This window comes from Enterobacter cloacae complex sp.6700776, assembly GCF_048284255.1.
Classification (GTDB): Bacteria; Pseudomonadota; Gammaproteobacteria; order Enterobacterales; family Enterobacteriaceae; genus Enterobacter; species Enterobacter intestinihominis.
On record NZ_JBLVYK010000003.1, the window covers coordinates 269,214 to 285,610 of the forward strand.

At 55.7% G+C, this 16,397-nt stretch carries 19 protein-coding genes; 4 read left to right on the top strand and 15 right to left on the bottom strand.

The window, feature by feature from the left end; translation table 11 throughout:
• Nucleotides 1-24: 24 nt before the first annotated feature.
• Nucleotides 25-669 (bottom strand): glutathione transferase, encoded by a 645-nt coding sequence (yfcF, locus tag ACNQ0T_RS07355; protein ID WP_038416453.1) that lies wholly within the window; start codon nucleotides 667-669, stop codon nucleotides 25-27.
• A gap of 140 nt (nucleotides 670-809) precedes the next feature.
• Between yfcF and yfcG the strand changes: the two genes are divergently transcribed.
• From yfcG to ACNQ0T_RS07375, 4 genes are all read left to right on the top strand, one after another.
• Nucleotides 810-1,439 (top strand): GSH-dependent disulfide bond oxidoreductase, encoded by a 630-nt coding sequence (yfcG, locus tag ACNQ0T_RS07360; RefSeq protein WP_022648841.1) that lies wholly within the window; start codon nucleotides 810-812, stop codon nucleotides 1,437-1,439.
• 75 nt (nucleotides 1,440-1,514) lie between these two features.
• A complete protein-coding gene (folX, locus tag ACNQ0T_RS07365; protein WP_003861432.1) occupies nucleotides 1,515-1,883 on the top strand; it encodes a dihydroneopterin triphosphate 2'-epimerase in 369 nt (122 codons plus the stop codon).
• A 13-nt stretch (nucleotides 1,884-1,896) separates the two neighbouring features.
• Complete coding sequence (locus tag ACNQ0T_RS07370; RefSeq protein ID WP_417929824.1) at nucleotides 1,897-2,790, top strand: TIGR01777 family oxidoreductase; 894 nt, start codon at nucleotides 1,897-1,899, stop codon at nucleotides 2,788-2,790.
• Nucleotides 2,791-2,834: 44 nt separating this feature from the next.
• Nucleotides 2,835-3,344 carry a GNAT family N-acetyltransferase gene (locus tag ACNQ0T_RS07375; RefSeq protein WP_038416458.1) on the top strand — a complete coding sequence of 170 codons (510 nt, stop codon included), beginning with the start codon at nucleotides 2,835-2,837 and terminating at the stop codon, nucleotides 3,342-3,344.
• A 140-nt stretch (nucleotides 3,345-3,484) separates the two neighbouring features.
• On the opposite strand, the gene hisP is transcribed toward ACNQ0T_RS07375, so the two are convergent.
• The 14 genes from hisP to ACNQ0T_RS07445 form a co-directional block, all read right to left on the bottom strand.
• Nucleotides 3,485-4,258 carry a histidine ABC transporter ATP-binding protein HisP gene (hisP, locus tag ACNQ0T_RS07380; protein WP_003861426.1) on the bottom strand — a complete coding sequence of 258 codons (774 nt, stop codon included), beginning with the start codon at nucleotides 4,256-4,258 and terminating at the stop codon, nucleotides 3,485-3,487.
• 9 nt (nucleotides 4,259-4,267) lie between these two features.
• Complete coding sequence (locus ACNQ0T_RS07385; RefSeq protein ID WP_003861424.1) at nucleotides 4,268-4,981, bottom strand: ABC transporter permease; 714 nt, start codon at nucleotides 4,979-4,981, stop codon at nucleotides 4,268-4,270.
• Nucleotides 4,978-5,664: a histidine ABC transporter permease HisQ gene (locus ACNQ0T_RS07390; RefSeq protein ID WP_006811404.1), complete on the bottom strand. Its 687-nt coding sequence runs from the start codon at nucleotides 5,662-5,664 to the stop codon at nucleotides 4,978-4,980. Before ACNQ0T_RS07390 ends, ACNQ0T_RS07385 begins: the two co-directional genes overlap by 4 nt.
• Before the next feature lie 88 nt (nucleotides 5,665-5,752).
• Nucleotides 5,753-6,535 (bottom strand): histidine ABC transporter substrate-binding protein HisJ, encoded by a 783-nt coding sequence (hisJ, locus tag ACNQ0T_RS07395; RefSeq protein ID WP_003861421.1) that lies wholly within the window; start codon nucleotides 6,533-6,535, stop codon nucleotides 5,753-5,755.
• A gap of 224 nt (nucleotides 6,536-6,759) precedes the next feature.
• Nucleotides 6,760-7,542: a lysine/arginine/ornithine ABC transporter substrate-binding protein ArgT gene (gene argT, locus ACNQ0T_RS07400; protein ID WP_015572255.1), complete on the bottom strand. Its 783-nt coding sequence runs from the start codon at nucleotides 7,540-7,542 to the stop codon at nucleotides 6,760-6,762.
• Between the two features lie 290 nt (nucleotides 7,543-7,832).
• Nucleotides 7,833-8,402, bottom strand: a complete 570-nt coding sequence (locus ACNQ0T_RS07405; protein WP_417929826.1) for a UbiX family flavin prenyltransferase — start codon at nucleotides 8,400-8,402, stop codon at nucleotides 7,833-7,835.
• 89 nt (nucleotides 8,403-8,491) lie between these two features.
• Nucleotides 8,492-10,009 carry an amidophosphoribosyltransferase gene (gene purF / locus ACNQ0T_RS07410; protein ID WP_008502595.1) on the bottom strand — a complete coding sequence of 506 codons (1,518 nt, stop codon included), beginning with the start codon at nucleotides 10,007-10,009 and terminating at the stop codon, nucleotides 8,492-8,494.
• A gap of 33 nt (nucleotides 10,010-10,042) precedes the next feature.
• Entirely contained in the window at nucleotides 10,043-10,531 is a 489-nt protein-coding gene (gene cvpA / locus ACNQ0T_RS07415; RefSeq protein ID WP_000262116.1) for a colicin V production protein, read from the bottom strand.
• Between the two features lie 254 nt (nucleotides 10,532-10,785).
• Nucleotides 10,786-11,472: a cell division protein DedD gene (dedD, locus tag ACNQ0T_RS07420; protein ID WP_023300639.1), complete on the bottom strand. Its 687-nt coding sequence runs from the start codon at nucleotides 11,470-11,472 to the stop codon at nucleotides 10,786-10,788.
• Nucleotides 11,462-12,730 carry a bifunctional tetrahydrofolate synthase/dihydrofolate synthase gene (folC, locus tag ACNQ0T_RS07425; RefSeq protein ID WP_046619055.1) on the bottom strand — a complete coding sequence of 423 codons (1,269 nt, stop codon included), beginning with the start codon at nucleotides 12,728-12,730 and terminating at the stop codon, nucleotides 11,462-11,464. The genes dedD and folC overlap by 11 nt, the downstream gene beginning before the upstream one ends.
• 70 nt (nucleotides 12,731-12,800) lie before the next feature.
• Nucleotides 12,801-13,706, bottom strand: coding sequence for an acetyl-CoA carboxylase, carboxyltransferase subunit beta (gene accD, locus ACNQ0T_RS07430; protein WP_022648854.1), 906 nt, complete (start codon nucleotides 13,704-13,706; stop codon nucleotides 12,801-12,803).
• A 154-nt stretch (nucleotides 13,707-13,860) separates the two neighbouring features.
• Complete coding sequence (locus ACNQ0T_RS07435) at nucleotides 13,861-14,520, bottom strand: DedA family protein (protein ID WP_006811410.1); 660 nt, start codon at nucleotides 14,518-14,520, stop codon at nucleotides 13,861-13,863.
• A 28-nt stretch (nucleotides 14,521-14,548) separates the two neighbouring features.
• Nucleotides 14,549-15,361 carry a tRNA pseudouridine(38-40) synthase TruA gene (gene truA / locus ACNQ0T_RS07440; RefSeq protein ID WP_417929827.1) on the bottom strand — a complete coding sequence of 271 codons (813 nt, stop codon included), beginning with the start codon at nucleotides 15,359-15,361 and terminating at the stop codon, nucleotides 14,549-14,551.
• Nucleotides 15,361-16,374 (bottom strand): aspartate-semialdehyde dehydrogenase, encoded by a 1,014-nt coding sequence (locus ACNQ0T_RS07445; protein WP_032623846.1) that lies wholly within the window; start codon nucleotides 16,372-16,374, stop codon nucleotides 15,361-15,363. The genes truA and ACNQ0T_RS07445 overlap by 1 nt, the downstream gene beginning before the upstream one ends.
• Nucleotides 16,375-16,397: the final 23 nt, after the last annotated feature.

The window sequence follows — 16,397 nt, forward strand, 5'->3', positions numbered from 1 at the left end:
TCATACCTCAAGCGCCCCGTCTTATCAGCCCGCGCGCTTAGCAGAGAGTGCCAGATAGCGCTGTACCGACGCGCGTTGCCACTGGAATGTGGCGTAATCCACCAGTAGCTGTGGGACGTCATCGCCGTTGAGGATCAGGCGATTGAGCATCAGCGCCAGATCGGTGTCGGCAATACACCACTCGCCAAACAGGTTTGGGTTACCCTGTGACAGCAGCGATGACGCGGTATCAATCAGCTTCCGGGCGCTGGATAAGCCTTCCTCGCTGAGGGCGGGCTTTTTGACGCCAGCGAACACCACGTCCGTGGAGCGTTCTGTGCGAATCGGCACCAGGTCGCTACGCAGCCACGCCTGGATCTGGCGGGCGCGGGCGCGCTTTTGCAGATCGTGAGGATAGATGCGTTCCCACTCTGGTGGGGCAAAGCGGTCTTCAAGGTACTCGTCAATCGCTGAGGATTCACTCAACTCAAAACCGTCAATCTCCAGCACAGGGACACGGCGGGTGAGCGCGTAGCCCTGCCACTGAGGTTGCAGATGTTCGCCGCTGTCCAGGTCAACGGTTTTCAGACTAAAAGTTAGCCCCTTTTCTGCCAGCGCCACATAAACGCTCATGACATAAGGAGAAAAAAAGTTCGCATCGGACCACAACGTTATTACAGGCTGGCTCATAACATCCTCATCGGCTGATCGGTTTTCACTCAACATATAATCTCTTTGCCTCGCTGTCACTTGATGAAAACTCACGATTTACAACAAGCACCTATACTGATTTTTCATGGCAACACTATTCGCACTGACAGGAGTTGAGAATGATAGATCTCTATTATGCCCCCACCCCTAATGGCCATAAGATCACCCTCTTTCTTGAAGAAGCCGAACTGGACTACCGGATCATTCGCGTGGATATCAGCAAAGGCGATCAGTTCCGCCCCGTTTTTCTGGCCATCTCGCCCAACAATAAAATTCCGGCCATCATTGATAACCTGCCTTCTGACGGGGGCAAACCGTTAAGCCTGTTTGAGTCCGGAGAGATTTTGCTTTATTTGGCAGAGAAAACCGGCAAGCTCCTGAGCGGGGAGTTGCGCGAGCGTCATCACACGCTGCAATGGTTATTCTGGCAGTCGAGCGGCCTGGGGCCGATGCTGGGGCAGAATCATCACTTTACCGCCTATGCGCCGCAGACGATCCCTTACGCCATTGAGCGATATCAGGTCGAAACCCAGCGCCTGTACGGGGTCCTGAACCGTCGGCTGGAAAAATCACCATGGCTGGGAGGTGAGCATTACAGCATCGCAGATATCGCCTGCTGGCCGTGGATCAACACCCATGAACGCCACCGGATCGACCTGGCCACTTATCCGGCGGTGAACAACTGGTTTGAGCGCATCCGGACCCGCCCGGCAACCGAACGCGCCATGCAAAAAATCCATCAGATTTGAGCCTGTGCCCCGTTGGGTGCAGGTGTTCTCCTCATGTATGATGAGGTAAAAATACTGACACGGAGAAGACCTGCAATGTCCCAGCATGACGCTATTATTCGTATAAAAAACCTACGCTTACGCACATTCATTGGTATCAAAGAGGAGGAGATCGCGAATCGCCAGGATATCGTGGTGAATGTCGTGATCCATTACCCGGCAGACAAGGCGCGCGCCAGCGAAGACATCAATGACGCGCTGAACTATCGCACGATCACCAAAAGCATCATCCAGTACGTTGAGAACAACCGTTTTGCGCTACTGGAAAAATTAACTCAGGATGTGCTCGACATCGCACGCGAACACCACTGGGTCACTTATGCTGAAGTGGAGATCGATAAACTTCACGCCCTGCGCTACGCCGACTCCGTCTCCATGACGTTAAGCTGGCAGCGCCAGGCGTAAACCTGGAGGTTGTATGAAGATCCTGCTCACCGGCGGTACGGGGCTGATTGGTCGCCATCTCATTCCACGTTTGCAGGCGTTGCATCACGACATTACCGTGGTCACGCGCAGCCCGGAAAAAGCGCGCCAGGTGCTGGGCACCGGCGTTGAGATCTGGAAAGGCCTGGCGGAACGGCAGGATCTGAACGGCTTTGACGCCGTCATCAACCTCGCAGGCGAGCCTATCGCTGATAAACGCTGGACCGAAGAGCAAAAACAGCGTTTATGCAGCAGCCGCTGGAACATGACCGAAAGGCTGGTTGAGCTGATTCGTAACAGCGAGATGCCGCCCTCGGTGCTGATTTCCGGCTCTGCAACAGGCTACTATGGCGATCTTGGTGAAGTGGTGGTGACCGAAGAAGAGCCGCCACACAACGAGTTTACCCATAAACTCTGCGCCCAGTGGGAGCGTATCGCCTGCGGGGCGCAGAGCGATAACACCCGCGTCTGCCTGCTGCGCACCGGCGTGGTGCTTGCTCCGAAAGGCGGTATTCTCGGTAAAATGTTGCCGCCGTTTAAAATGGGGCTTGGCGGGCCCATCGGCAACGGTCGTCAGTATCTGGCGTGGATCCATATCGACGATATGGTCAACGGTATTCTCTGGCTGCTGGATAACGACCTGCGCGGGCCGTTTAACATGGTATCTCCCTACCCCGTACGTAATGAACAGTTTGCTCACGCCCTGGGTCATGCCCTGCATCGCCCGGCGGTACTGCGCGTACCTGCGACGGCGATTCGGCTGTTGATGGGCGAATCTTCGGTGCTGGTGCTGGGCGGCCAGCGCGCGCTGCCAAAACGGCTGGAAGCGGCCGGATTTACGTTCCGCTGGTATGACCTGGAAGAGGCGCTGGGGGATGTGGTGGAGTGAATATGTTAGAGTTATACGCCATCTCTGGATGATATGGCGTAACTATGGCAACCATCACCACAACCCGGCTTCACCTCACCCCTTTCGAACCTTCTGACTGGGCGTTCTTTCGCTCTCTGCGCGAAGACCCCAACATCATGCGCTATATGGCCGCTATCATGCCTGAAAAAGAGACGCGCCGCGTATTTGCCGCGCGCCTGATGGCGGAGCATGTCTTTGTGATCCGTCTGCATAACGACGTTACGCCGCTCGGGGATATCGGCCTGCAAATCAGTGCGGCGAACCGTGAAGAGGCGGATATTGGCTACACGGTTGTGCCTGACGCGCAGGGAAAAGGCATTGCCAGCGAGGCGCTGCGGGCGGTGTGTGAGTATGCATTTAACCAGACGGGCGTGAAGGCGATAAACGCGTACGTGCTGGCGGATAACGTTGGGTCGGTGCGGGTTCTTGAGAAAGCAGGTTTTGTGCGCACGCAGGTACTGGAGAAGGCGTACGAGATTAACGGCGTACGGTATGACGACTGGGTGTATCGGCTGGAGTGTGGTGCGGTCTGAATGCCGGGCGACACTGCGTTTGCCCGGCCTACGGTTTTTGTAGGCCCGGTAAGCGAAGCGCCACCGGGCGATTGGGCGGCTCTGCGGCCTGATGCCCTCACCCCGGCCCTCTCCCACAGGGAGAGGGAGAAAGGCCAAACCTACTTCAACGAGCCTTTCAGGAACTGCTGCAAACGCGGGCTTTGCGGGTTCGCCAGCACTTCGTCCGGATGCCCCTGCTCCTCAATCTTGCCCTGATGCAGGAAGATAACGTGGTTAGAAACGTTACGGGCAAAGCCCATCTCGTGCGTCACCACCACCATCGTTTTGCCCTCTTCCGCCAGCTTCTGCATGATGCGCAGCACTTCGCCAACGAGTTCAGGATCCAGCGCGGAAGTCGGTTCGTCAAACAGCAATACTTCCGGCTCCATCGCCAGCGCGCGGGCGATGGAAACACGCTGCTGCTGTCCCCCTGACAGGTGCACCGGATATTTGATCTGCTGCCGCTCGTCGATCCCCACTTTCGCCAGGTATTTCACCGCACGCTCGCGGGCTTCCTGCTTGCTTAAGCCGAGCACCTGAACCGGCGCTTCCATCACGTTCTCCAGCACCGTCATGTGGCTCCAGAGATTGAAGTGCTGGAACACCATTGTCAGACGCGTACGCAGCAGGCGCAGCTGGTTTTTATCCGCCACTTTAAGCTGGCCGTCTTTATCACGGACCATGTTGATGTTCTGTCCGCTCACCACAATCGACCCTTCGCTCGGCTTTTCGAGGAAGTTGATGCAGCGCAGGAAGGTACTTTTACCCGAACCTGATGAGCCGATAATACTGATCACGTCGCCCGCGTTAGCCTCCAGCGACACCCCTTTCAGCACTTCATGTTCGCCGTAGCGCTTGTGCAAATCAATTACGTTTAATTTGTTCTCAGCCATCATAAATTCTCAGTGCGTCGACGGTTTTATATGCTGCAACCAGCGTTTTTCAGCCTTACGGAACAGGCTGATCAGGACGTAAGAAATGATCAAATAGAGCACTGCCGCAATACCAAACGCCGTAAACGGCTGGTAGGTGGCAGAGTTAATATCGCGGGCAATCTTTAACAGATCCGGCACCGTGGCGGTAAACGCCAGTGCCGTCGAATGCAGCATTAAAATCACTTCGTTGCTGTAGGCCGGCAGCGCAATACGCAGCGCCGAAGGCAGAATAATACAGCGGTAGAGCTTCACGGACGAGAAGCCGTACGCGCGCGCCGCCTCAATCTCACCGTGCGGCACAGAACGGATGGCCCCGGCGAAGATCTCGGTGGTATAGGCGCAGGTATTAAGGGTCAGCGCCAGCACCGTACAGTTCAGACCGCTGCGGAAGAACGCGTTCAGCATCTCGGTGCCTTTCACGATCTCCAGCGTGTACATTCCGGAATAGAACACCAGCAGCTGCACGTACAGCGGCGTACCGCGAAACACGTAGGTGAACAGCCAGATCGGAAACTGGATAAATTTATTGTTCGACACGCGGCCAATGGCGAGAAACACCGCCAGAATGCCGCCCATGACCACCGAGGAGATCAGCAGCCACAGCGTGATCGCCACGCCAGTAAAGCGGTAGCCATCCGTCCACAGCAGGGATTTCCAGTACTCCTGAATAATCTCAATCACAGGTCAGCCCTCTTCACACCCACGGAGTAGCGACGTTCGAGCAGAAGCAGCACACCATTGGAGACGGTCGTAAAGACCAGATAGATTACGCCGCAGACTACCGCAAAATAGAACGGTTCCCAGGTGCTTTTACCCGCCAGCTGCGTGGCCTTCACCACATCTTCCAGACCCAGCAGGGAGACCAGCGCCGTTGCCTTGAGAATAACCTGCCAGTTGTTACCGATGCCCGGCAGCGCGTAGCGCATCATGGCCGGGAACATGATCCGGCGAAACGTTTGTGAGGAGGTAAAACCGTAGGCGGTCGCCGCTTCAATGTGCCCTTTCGGCACAGCCATGTAAGCGCCGCGAAAGGTCTCAGTGAAATAAGCACCGTAGATAAAACCAAGGGTAATAATACCGGCCACCATCGGGTCGATATCGATCTGATCCATGCCGATGGCATCCGTGACGCCGTTAAGTGCGATTTGCAGGCCATAAAAGATCAGCAGCATCAGCACCAGGTCAGGCACGCCGCGAATCAGCGTGGTATAGCCTTCAAATATCAGCGCCAGCGGTCTGTTGGCGGATAACTTTGCCCCCGCGCCCGCCAGGCCTATCAGCACCGCCAGCACCACGGAGCTGATAGCCAGCTCAAGGGTGACAAGCGCGCCCTGTAAAATAACGCCAGAAAATCCGTACAGCATACCGCGTGCCCTGTCGTCTCGTGAGTGGTAGAACCGTGTCTTTTCCCCTCCCGCAACGGGAGGGGCCGCACGTTATCAGACGGGGCGATTAGCCGCCGTAAACATTAAAATCGAAGTACTTTTTCGCCAGCTTGTCGTAAGTGCCGTCCGCGCGCATCTCGGCGAACGCTTTGTTCAGGGCTTCACGCAGTTCGTTGTCTTCTTTCCGCAGGCCCATACCGGTACCAACGCCAAAGAGTTTTTCGTCCTTAATGGACGGACCCCCGAACTTGTAATCTTTACCCACAGGCTGTTTCAGGAAGCCTTCGCTTGCCGCCACTTCATCCTGGAATGCCGCGTCAATACGGCCTGCCGTCAGGTCTGCGTAGATGTTTTCCTGACCCTGGTAAGAGACAATTTCAATCCCCTTTGGCGCCCAGTGCTCGTTACCGTAGGTTTCCTGCGTCGTACCCTGCAACACGCCCACGCGTTTGCCCTTCAGAGATTCAAGGGTTGGCTGAATGTCAGAGGATTTCGCCACCACCAGACGTGAGTCAGCCGCGTAGAGTTTGTCCGTGAAGGCAATCTCCTGCTGACGTTTTTCGGTGATAGACAGGGAGGACATGATCACGTCAATTTTTTTCGCTTTCAGGGACGGGATTAGCGCGTCCAGCGGGTTTTCAACGTAGGTACATTGCGCTTTAATGCGTTTGCACAGCTCGTTAGCCAGATCGATGTCAAAACCGACCAGTTCCCCCTTCGCATTTTTCGATTCGAAAGGCGCGTAGGTTGGGTCAGTCCCAATACGAATTTTCTGCGGAATGGCTGCGAATGCTGCGGTGGCGCTGGAAAAGGCCAGTACCAGAGAAAGTGACAACACCAGTTTTTTCATATCTGTCCTCAACAAACTGTCTAAATACGAGATTTTACGACTACGGGGTGCCGTTAATGTGCCATTAATCCCCTCACTCAGGCAAAGATTAATGCCTCTGAACGGGAATTTTTGCATTTAAAATGCTTAACTATGCACACGGCGGTCCAATATGGTGCATTGCTTGCACCATACTGGAACACTTCCCCTAAAGATGCACCACATCAGTGCATCTCATTCAGGTATTAATCACCGTAGACGTTGAAATCAAAGTATTTCTTCGCCAGTTTGTCGTAGGTACCGTCTTTACGCAGCTCATTAAACGCTTTGTCGAAGGCGGCTTTCAACTCGGTATCATCCTTACGCAGGCCAATACCGGTGCCGTCGCCAAAGTATTTTTTGTCTTTCACCGACGGGCCGGCAAAGGCGTACTCTTTACCCGCAGGCTGTTTCAGGAAGCCTTCGCTCGCGGCGACTTCATCCTGAAACGCGGCATCCAGACGGCCTGCCGCCAGGTCAGAGTAGATCAGATCCTGGTTCTGGTAAGCGACCACATCGACGCCTTTCTCGCGCCAGTTAGCATTGGCGTAACCTTCCTGGGTCGAGCCCTGAAGCACGCCAACATGTTTGCCTTTCAGCGAGTCGATGGTCGGCTGGATTGGCGAGCCTTTCGCGGCAATCAAACGTGAGTCGGCAGCGTAGAGCTTCTCTGAGAAGGCGATCTCCTGCTGACGTTTTTCCGTGATGGAGAGAGAAGAGATAATGGCATCAATTTTCTTGGCTTTCAGCGACGGGATCAGCGCGTCAAAGTCACTGCCCACCCATGTGCATTTCACTTCCATACGTTTGCACATCTCATTTCCCAGATCGATATCAAACCCCACGAAGTCGCCTTTCGCATCCTTGGAGGAGAATGGCGCGTAGGTTGCGTCTGTACCGATACGAACTGTCTGTGGTAGCGCTGCATAGCTACTTGCTGCTGCACTCAAGCCCACGAGCAAAGACAGAGCCAGAACCGTCTTCTTCATACATTTACCCTCAAGAACCGTGATTTTATTATGGTTTATGTTGTGTGTTGTGTTGCAGGCTGCTCTTGCAGGTCTTATGCCACATTGTCGTCGGGTTAAAACTACGACGTTAAATATGTTAATAAAACGTTGCGATACTGCCTTAATGGTGAAAGATAGCAGGTCTGCCGAACGAACCGGAAAGAGAAAAAGGGAAAAAGCGAATTAAATGTCGAGGATATGATCGCGGTTGCAGTTTTGCCCTGAAACAGGGCAAACAGTCATTTCATGCACCTTGTTTGTGCACAGCTTCACGCCCCCTGCCAGCGGGTAAAGAGATCTTCCGGCAGGTCTATATCGAACTGATCCAGCACGCGGTTAACGGTCTGGTTGATGACATCGTCCAGCGTTTGCGGACGATGATAGAACGCGGGGACCGGCGGCATTATCACAGCTCCCAGTTCGGCTGCATGCGTCATTAAACGCAGATGTCCCAGGTGCAGCGGCGTTTCCCGCACGCAGAGCACCAGAGGACGACGCTCTTTCAGCACCACGTCCGCCGCACGCGTCACCAGCGTGTCGGTATAGCTGTTTACGATACCGGAGAGAGTTTTAATCGAACAGGGCAAAATAACCATGCCGGCCGTTTTAAACGAGCCCGAAGAGATGCTGGCGGCGATATCGCGGGCATCGTGGACAACATCAGCCAGCGCCTGAACGTCGCGCAGAGAGAGATCGGTTTCAAGAGAGAGGGTCTGACGCGCCGCCTGGCTCATCACCAGATGGGTTTCTACGCCAGCAACGTCACGCAGCACCTGTAACAGCCGGACGCCATAAATCGCGCCGCTGGCACCGCTGATCCCTACAATGAGTCGTTTCATGATTTTTGCCCTTGCTGATTTCAGGGCTGACTGTGCAGGATTTTACGGGGAGTTGCAAGTGAGGGCGAGCCCCCTCACTTGCCGGAGCATCAACCTTCGTTGTGCATCTCTAAGCTTTCGAGATCGTTTTGCAGCTGGACGGCTTTCGCATCGTCGTTACGCAGAGAATCAAGGTAGTCGAGATACTGCTGGTCTACGTCTTTTGTCACGTAGATCCCATTGAATACCGAGCATTCGAACTGCTGAATATCCGGGTTCTCGGCGCGCACCGCATCGATCAGATCGTTCAGATCCTGGAAAATCAGGCCGTCGGCCCCGATGATCTGGCGAATCTCATCCACTTCTCGGCCATGCGCAATCAGCTCATTAGCGGTTGGCATATCAATGCCATACACGTTCGGGAAGCGAATTTCCGGCGCTGCGGAGGCGAGATATACTTTCTTCGCCCCGGCCTCACGCGCCATCTCGATGATCTGCTCAGACGTCGTGCCGCGCACAATGGAGTCGTCCACCAGCAGCACATTCTTGTCGCGGAACTCGGCACGGTTAGCGTTCAGCTTACGACGTACGGACTTACGACGCAGCTGCTGGCCCGGCATGATAAAGGTGCGGCCAACGTAGCGGTTTTTCACGAAGCCCTGACGGTACGGCTTGTCCAGAATACGGGCAATTTCCAGCGCGATATCACAGGAGGTTTCAGGGATTGGGATCACGACGTCGATGTCGAGATCGTCCCACTCGCGGGCAATCTTCTCGCCCAGCTTCGTCCCCATGTTGACGCGCGCGCTGTAAACGGAAATTTTGTCGATGAACGAGTCCGGACGCGCGAAGTAAACGTATTCGAACAGGCACGGGTTGCTCACCGGATTGTCGGCGCACTGGCGGGTAAACAGCTGGCCCTTCTCGGTGATGTAGACCGCTTCGCCTGGCGCGACATCACGCAGGAATTCGAAGCCCAGCGTGTCCAGCGCCACGCTTTCGGAGGCAACCATGTACTCGGAACGGCCATCGCCGAGGTCACGTTTGCCGAGCACCAGCGGGCGAATGCCATTTGGATCGCGGAAGGCCACCATGCCGTGACCGATAATCATCGCCACGCAAGCGTACGCGCCACGGATCTGGCGATTAGTCGCGGCAACGGCGGCAAAAATGTTGTCTGCTTCCAGCGGATAATGGCGGAAGTTATCCAGCTCGCTGGCAAAGATATTGAGCAGGATTTCAGAATCAGAGGTGGTATTAATGTGGCGACGTTTCTCTTCAAACAGCTTTTTACGCAGCTCGTGGGCATTGGTCAGATTGCCATTGTGGGCAAGCGTGATGCCATACGGGGAGTTAACGTAAAAAGGCTGAGCCTCAGAGGCGCTGGAACTGCCAGCAGTAGGATAACGAACGTGACCGATCCCCATATTACCTTGCAGACGCTGCATATGGCGGGCTTCAAACACATCGTTTACCAGGCCGTTCGCCTTGCGTAAACGGAAGCAGTTGTTTGCATCAATGGTGATGATACCCGCAGCATCCTGCCCACGGTGCTGAAGCACCGTTAACGCGTCATAAATCGACTGGTTTACCGGCATGAAACCGGCGATACCGACAATACCGCACATTCGTCTTTTCCTCGTTAAGCCACATCTCAGGGTTTATGCCCTGGGCAAGAAACTCGACGAGCTTTGCAGATAGTCAAAGAACCATCTGATGATGAAGCTGAACTCCGGAATGAGCTGCGATTTTTGCCAGTCTTCACTTTTGGAGAACCCGGTAAAGGTATCCAGGAAGAACAGGATCGCGGCCACAATGAGCACGCCTCGCAACGCGCCGAAACAGATGCCGAGCACCCTGTCCGTTCCTGACAGACCGGTTTTCTCGACCAACTGACCTATCACGTAATTGACGATAGCGCCGACAATCAGCGTCGCGATAAACAGCACCGCGATGGCGATTCCGTTTCGGACCAGTTCATCTTCAAAGCCCGTGAACCAGACAGACAGGTAAGTGTAGTAATGACTGGCAACAAAGAAAGCACAACCCCAGGTTACCAGCGATAACGCTTCACGAACAAAGCCACGGATCAGGCTAACCAGACAGGAAAAACCAATCACCGCAATGATGGCGTAATCAATCCAGACCATATGTGTCCCACGATTAAACGCCCTGTCATCCAGTTCGGGGCGAATTCTAACAGAAAAAGAAAACGTTTGCGTAGGGATTTCCTTCCCACGCGTAAATAAAAAAGGCGCTGAAAAAATGCTCAACGCCACCGCACCTTTGACGTTTCTGTGAACGTCTGCCTCCCCCTCACCCCGGCCATCTCCCTCCAGGGAGAGGGAGCAAACCATCCCCTCGCCCCTTTGGGGAGAGGGTTAGGGTGAGGGGGTAATTTCTGTCAGTTTGCGCTGTAGTTCATCACCACACCGCTCAGCCCGGAGATCTGCTTCAGCTCGCCAAGCGAACCTTTGAGCTTATCTTTAGACGCATCCGGCCCCACGAGGATACGGGTAATTTTACCCTGTACCGGCGTGGTGGGTGAAGTATAAACACGGTATCCCGCGCCGCGCAGTTTACTCACAATCTCATTGACCTTATCTGCATTTTTCAATGCACCGAGCTGAACGACATAGGCTTTGCCGGTAGGGGCCGCGTCCTGTTTCGCCGGCGGTGGCGTTTCTGAAGCGGCTGCCAGTTGCTCGGCCGCTTTATCCCGCTGCGGTTTCGGCTGCGGCTTCTCCACCGGTTTCGGCTTCTCAACAGGCTTAGGCTGTTCTACCGGCACCGGATCAATCTCGATGTTATTGTTCGTCGCCAGACGCGACGGGTCAAGAGACGGCGCGGCTGCATCACCTGCGCGCACCTCTTCCGCTGCGCCTTCAGGCGGCTGGGCTGGCAGCGCCTGCGTTGCCGCTGGCAGCATATCGGGCTCGTCGCGATCGCCCGGTTTGGGTACCAGCGGAATGGCCGCAAATTCATCCTGGTAATGCTTTTTCTGCCCGTCGAGCAATCCCGGGAGAATAATCACCCCGAGCGCGACCAGCACAATGGTTCCTGTTAAACGGTTCTGAAACTTACTCGCCACCGGTTCTCCCCGCGTCCATCACTTCCATGACATGTGCCACCGTGTGGAATGACCCACACACCAGCACGGTATCTTCTGGTTTAGCCTCCGCCATCGCGGCACGCCAGGCCGAAACCACACTGCTGTAGATTTCGCCTTTGCCGAGATGTTCCATCAACTGCTCAGCAGTCGCGCCGCGCGGCCCTTCCAGAGGAGCACAATACCAGCTATCGACCACACTCTCCATGCAGGCCAGCGTGCCGCCGATATCTTTATCATGAAGCATACCGATAACCGCCAGCACGCGCCCGGTTTTTGGTAACGATTTGAGACGTCCTGCGAGGTACGCCGCCGCATGCGGGTTATGTGCAACATCCAGAATCAGACGCGGTGACTCACTCACAATCTGAAAACGTCCCGGCAGCAGTGCGTTCTGAATGCCATCGCGGATTGCCTGCTCGCTCACCGTTAACCCGCTGGCGCGCAGGGCTGCCAGCGCAGTCGCCGCGTTAGGCTGTGGCACCTGCGGCAGCGGCAGATTCTCCAGCACGCCCTGCGCGTCGCTGAAGCGCCAGCCGTTGTCCTGCACCTCATACTGCCAGTCCACGCCGCGACGCAGCAGTCGAGCACCCTTCTCTTTCGCCACTTCAGCGATGGTATGTGGCATGTCCGGTTCGCCAACCACGGCAGGCTTATCGGCCCGGAAAATACCGGCCTTCTCACGGCCAATGCTTTCGCGGTCGGGCCCCAGCCAGTCGGTGTGATCCAGCGCGATGCTGGTGACGACGGCGACATCCGCATCTACCATATTTGTGGCATCCAGACGCCCGCCCAGCCCCACTTCCAGGATCACCACGTCCAGTTGCGCCTGCTTAAACAGCCACAGCGCCGACAGGGTGCCGTATTCGAAATAGGTTAATGAGGTATCGCCGCGCGCGGCTTCGATAGCGGCAAACGACGCCGTATGGGCCGATTCGGCCAGCTCGGTGTTTTGCACCCGCACCCGCTCGGTGTAGCGCACCAGATGCGGCGAGCTGTAAACGCCTACCTTATAACCGGCTGCCATCAGGACAGATTCCAGCGTGCGGCAGGTGGTGCCTTTACCGTTAGTGCCGGCCACGGTAAACACGAAAGGCGCAGGTTTCAGCACGTCAAGGCGCGCGGCAACCTGGCTTACGCGCTCAAGGCCCATGTCGATAGTTTTACTGTGCAGGTTTTCCAGATAAGAAAGCCACGCGGCCAGGGGCGACGTGGCTTGAGGAATGCTTTTATTTTCCATGATGCCCGGTTGTCATTAACGGTTTAGAAAGCAAAAGGGCAGCGCCATTTGGCCCTGCCCTTTTCAGTTATCAGGCCTCGGGTTCCTGATCCGGTACCACCACGCCTTCGCGCGGCTCGTCCGGGCTCGGCGACGGCAGATTCATCAGCTTCGCCAGGACGCTTGCCAGTTTGAGGCGCATCTCCGGGCGGCGGACGATCATGTCGATAGCACCCTTCTCAATGAGGAACTCACTGCGCTGGAAGCCCGGCGGCAGTTTCTCACGTACGGTCTGCTCGATAACGCGAGGACCGGCAAAGCCGATCAGCGCTTTTGGCTCAGCGATGTTCAGGTCGCCCAGCATCGCGAAGCTTGCAGAAACGCCGCCCATGGTTGGGTCGGTCAGTACCGAGATGTACGGCAGACCGCGCTCCTGCATTTTCGCCAGCGCGGCAGAGGTTTTCGCCATCTGCATCAGGGACATCAGCGCTTCCTGCATTCGTGCGCCACCGGAGGCGGAGAAGCAGATCAGCGGGCAGTTGTCTTCCAGCGCCTGCTCAACGGCACGCACGAAACGCGCACCAACCACAGAGCCCATTGAGCCGCCCATAAAGGCGAACTCAAACGCGGCGGCAACCACCGGCATCTCATGCAGGGTGCCTTTCATGACGATCAGCGCGTCTTTCTCGCCGGTCTCTTTCTGTGCAGAGGCCAGACGATCTTTGTATTTTTTGGAGTCGCGGAACTTAAGCACATCTTTTGGCTCCAGTTCGCTGCCCAGTTCTACCAGAGAACCTTCGTCCAGCAGGCTATGCAGGCGGTTGCGCGCCGACATACGCATATGGTGGTCACACTTCGGACACACCTCAAGATTGCGTTCCAGCTCTGCGCGATACAGAACCTGGCCGCAGCTATCACACTTCGTCCATACCCCTTCAGGAATGCTCGCTTTACGCGTTGGGGTAATGTTGCTTTTAATTCGTTCAATCCAGCTCATTGATAACCTTTCTGCCTGAACCTGGTCGTATGCCAGTTTTGCTGTAAGAGGCGAATAATGCCATTTTTGCCTCCAACAGACCATGAATGTTGCACATTAAAACATAACAGCCCGAAACTTTGGATAAAAAAGTGGTCGAACCGCCAGCGTGCATTTACTTCGCTTGTTTTGCCGCCGCGCGTTTGTGACGAATAATTTCGATCACACCCGGCAGAACGGAAAGCACAATAATCGCTACAATCAGTAACTTAAGGTTTTCCTGAACCACCGGCAGATCGCCAAACAGGTAGCCCGCATAGGTAAACAGCAGTACCCACAGCAGCGCGCCCACCACGTTGTACATGGCAAAATGACGATAGGACATGTGACCCATTCCCGCCACAAACGGTGCAAATGTGCGCACAATAGGCACAAAACGGGCAAGGATAATGGTTTTACCGCCATGGCGCTCATAGAACGCATGGGTCTTATCTAAATAACTGCGGCGGAAAATCTTCGAGTCCGGATTACTGAACAACCGCTCGCCAAACACCCGCCCGATAGTGTAGTTGACCGCATCACCAATAATCGCGGCGATGATCATCAGGACGACCATCAGGTGGACATTCAGGTCATTCGTTGGCAGTGCGGATAACGCGCCCGCCACGAACAGCAGTGAATCTCCCGGCAGGAACGGCGTAACCACAAGGCCGGTTTCACAGAACAGAATGAGGAACAGAATGGCGTATACCCAGACGCCGTACTGCGCGACCAGCTCCGCCAGGTGAACATCAATGTGCAGGATGAAATCAATCAGAAAACGTATTACGTCCATATTGTCTAAGCCCTAATTGCGCCTTTGTTTAGTCCGCTAAAAACAGCGGGCCCATTGGCGGTTTTGGCAGGTCGAACCGGTCCGGGTAATCCACCGAAACCAGATACAGACCTTCCGCTTTCGCCGTTGCTGCCGCAAGCGTTCTGTCCTTCGCTGCCAGCAGTTCTGCAATCCAGCTCTCCGGCTGGTGTCCGGCGCCCACTTCCATCAGGCTGCCTACAATATTCCGCACCATATGATGTACAAAGGCATTGGCTTTGATATCCACCACCACATACGCGCCATAACGACTGACGTTAATGTGCATGACGTTACGCCACGGCGTACGGGACTGACACTGCACCGCACGAAACGACGTAAAATCATTCTCTCCAATCAGACACTGCGCCGCACGCCGCATACGTTCTGCATCCAGCGGTTCATAAAAATGCGTCACGCCCTGGCTTAACACCGCCGGGCGCAGGCGCTGGTTGTAGATGACATAACGGTAGCGCCGCGCCGTCGCGCTGAAACGCGCGTGAAAATCATCCGGCACAGCTTTCACCCAACGCACGGCAATGTCACCAGGCAAATTCGCATTTACACCCAGCGTCCAGGCCGCGTCTTTGCGCACGGCGGTGGTGTCAAAATGCACTACCTGTCCCGTGCCGTGAACGCCGGCATCGGTGCGGCCCGCACAGAAGACGCTTATCGGTTCATTCGCCACCTGAGAGAGCGCTTTCTCCAGCTTCTCCTGGACGCTGCGCACCTCATTCTGCCGCTGCCAGCCATAGTATTTACTGCCATCGTATTCAATGCCGAGGGCAATTCTGTGGACCGGCTTTTGTTCCACATCTGACATCAGTACAGATACTCCTGCACCAGTTTTTCCGCGATTTTGACCGCCATCAGCGCGCCGCCAAAACGCACGTTGTCGGCAACGGACCAGAACTGCACCTGCTCAGGCATACCGTAATCGTTACGCACGCAGCCCACAGAGAGATGCGCGCTGCCGGTAGCGTCGCCCACCTGCGTCGGGAATTCACTCTCTTCGGACAGGACAAGGTCCTCTCCGCGGCCAAACGCGTCGCGGGCTTCTTCAGCCGCCAGCGGACGCAGGGCTTCAAACCCGACCATCTGCGCGTGGCCGTAAAAGACCGGAGACTGCACGACGTTCGCGGAGATCATCAGACCGTCATCCTGCAGAATTTTGCGTGCTTCATCGACGATACGACGCTCTTCCCGCACCGAACCTTCACGATCCGGCAGCAGCGGCAGCATGTTGAACGCCAGCTGGCGGCCAAAGAAATCATCTTCGTCGATCGGGATACCGTTCAGCAGCTTCGCGCTCTGCCCTGCCAGTGCGTCTACGGCTTTTTTGCCGTTAGCGGAGGCTGACAGCAGGCTGGTCACGGAAATACGCGACAGGCCACCGTCGTCGATCAGCGGCTTCAGCGCGGTCAGCAGCTGGCTGGTGAGGCTGTGCGGTACTGCAATGATATTGCGGTTGCGGTAGTCAGCCAGCACAAACGGGTTGACGTCCGGCACCACCAACGGCACATCCGGCTCCAGGGAGAACAGACCGCTCAGGTCGATCACCAGACAGCCTGAATTGGTCGCTTCTTCAATGTAGGATGCCGTGGCTTCCGCACCTGCGGCAAAAAACGCCAGCTGAGCCTGTGTCCAGTCAAACGCGGCGGCATCCTGCACCATCACGGATTTCCCGCCGAAACGCAGATGTTCTCCTGCGCTGTCGGTACGCGCCAGCGCGTAAATGTCGCCCACCGGGAACTGACGCTCAGCAAGGGTTTCAAGCAGGGCTTCGCCCACGGCGCCAGTGGCACCCAAAATGGCAATGTTCCAGCCTTCAGACATGGTGGTTTACTCCAGAAATAAAA